Annotated in this window: 2 rRNA genes (1 of these 2 running past the window's edge); both read right to left on the reverse strand. The window is 52.8% G+C overall.

From position 1 onward, the window contains the following. Positions 1–5 precede the first annotated feature (5 nt). Positions 6–118: ribosomal RNA gene (gene rrf, locus AC07O8_RS27185) — 5S ribosomal RNA — on the reverse strand. 177 nt (positions 119–295) lie between these two features. Further along, positions 296–2,330: ribosomal RNA gene (locus tag AC07O8_RS27190) — 23S ribosomal RNA — on the reverse strand (it continues 945 nt past the right edge of the window).

Raw genomic sequence — 2,330 nt, forward strand, 5'->3', positions numbered from 1 at the left:
TATTAGCCTGACGATGACCTACTTTCACACGGGAATCCGCACTATCATCGGCGCTGAGTCGTTTCACGGTCCTGTTCGGGATGGGAAGGGGTGGGACCGACTCGCTATGGTCATCAGGCTTGACTGGTTGGCTTGCTGAGGGGTTCAGCAGGCCCAATTCGGTAGAGTCAAATCAGCTTGGTTTGATTGCGTCTTCGGGTTTGAAGAACGGTTTTGATCGTGGCAACGCCGGTTTGGCGGGTTGCGCTGCGATCTGCGTGACCACTCACCCTGACGTTTTGAGTGTCAAAGTTATAGGGTCAAGCCTCACGGGCAATTAGTACTGGTTAGCTTAACGCATTACTGCGCTTCCACACCCAGCCTATCAACGTCCTGGTCTTGAACGACCCTTCAGGGGGCTCTAGGCCCCGGCAAGACTCATCTTGAGACGAGTTTCCCGCTTAGATGCTTTCAGCGGTTATCTCTTCCGCACTTAGCTACTCGGCGATGCCACTGGCGTGACAACCGATACACCAGAGGTGCGTCCACTCCGGTCCTCTCGTACTAGGAGCAGGCTCTCTCAATCTTGCAGCGCCCACGGAAGATAGGGACCAAACTGTCTCACGACGTTTTAAACCCAGCTCACGTACCTCTTTAAATGGCGAACAGCCATACCCTTGGGACCGGCTACAGCCCCAGGATGAGATGAGCCGACATCGAGGTGCCAAACACCGCCGTCGATATGAACTCTTGGGCGGTATCAGCCTGTTATCCCCAGAGTACCTTTTATCCGTTGAGCGATGGCCCTTCCATACAGAACCACCGGATCACTTTGTCCTACTTTCGTACCTGCTCGACTTGTCAGTCTCGCAGTCAAGCACGCTTATGCCAATGCACTATCAACACGATTTCCGACCGTATTTAGCGTACCTTCGAACTCCTCCGTTACACTTTGGGAGGAGACCGCCCCAGTCAAACTGCCCACCATACACTGTCCCCAACCCGGATAACGGGCCAAGGTTAGAACCTCAAACACACCAGGGTGGTATTTCAACGTTGGCTCCACCTGATCTAGCGACCAGGTTTCAAAGCCTCCCACCTATCCTACACAGATCTGTTCAAAGTCCAATGTAAAGCTACAGTAAAGGTTCATGGGGTCTTTCCGTCTTTCCGCGGGGAGATTGCATCATCACAAACATTTCAACTTCGCTGAGTCTCTGGAGGAGACAGTGTGGCCATCATTACTCCATTCGTGCAGGTCGGAACTTACCCGACAAGGAATTTCGCTACCTTAGGACCGTTATAGTTACGGCCGCCGTTTACTGGGACTTCAGTCAAGAGCTTGCACCCCATCATTTAATCTTCCAGCACCGGGCAGGAGTCACACCCTATACGTCGACTTTCGTCTTTGCAGAGTGCTGTGTTTTTAATAAACAGTTGCAGCCACCGATTCTCTGCGGCCTCATTGGGCTCACCAAGTAAATGGATCACCTACTAAAGGCACACCTTCTTCCGAAGTTACGGTGTCAATTTGCCGAGTTCCTTCTCCAGAGTTCTCTCAAGCGCCTTAGAATACTCATCTCGCGCACCAGTGTCGGTTTGCGGTACGGTCGTCAATAGCTGAAGCTTAGTGGCTTTTCCTGGAAGCAGGGTATCACTCACTTCGTCTGCAAGCAGACTCGTTATCACCCCTCATCTAAGCCCGGCGGATTTGCCTACCAGGCACGACTACAGGCTTGAACCGGGACATCCAACACCCGGCTGAGCTAACCTTCTCCGTCCCCACATCGCACTATTGATCGGTACAGGAATATTTACCTGTTTCCCATCAGCTACGCATCTCTGCCTCGCCTTAGGGGCCGACTCACCCTACGCCGATGAACGTTGCGTAGGAAACCTTGCGCTTTCGGCGAGGGGGCTTTTCACCCCCTTTAACGCTACTCATGTCAGCATTCGCACTTCTGATACCTCCAGCAGGCCTCACGACCCACCTTCACAGGCGTACAGAACGCTCTCCTACCACGCACAGTAAACTGTGCATCCGCAGCTTCGGTAACTGGCTTAGCCCCGTTACATCTTCCGCGCAGGACGACTCGATCAGTGAGCTATTACGCTTTCTTTAAATGATGGCTGCTTCTAAGCCAACATCCTGACTGTTTTAGCCTTCCCACTTCGTTTCCCACTTAGCCAATTTTAGGGACCTTAGCTGGCGGTCTGGGTTGTTTCCCTCTTGAGTCCGGACGTTAGCACCCGGTGCTCTGTCTCCCAAGCTGTACTCTTCGGTATTCGGAGTTTGCATAGGTTTGGTAAGTCGCCATGACCCCCTAGCCTAAACAGTGCTCTACCCCCGA

The sequence above is a fragment of the Roseateles sp. GW821-FHT09G09 genome, from assembly GCF_059415965.1.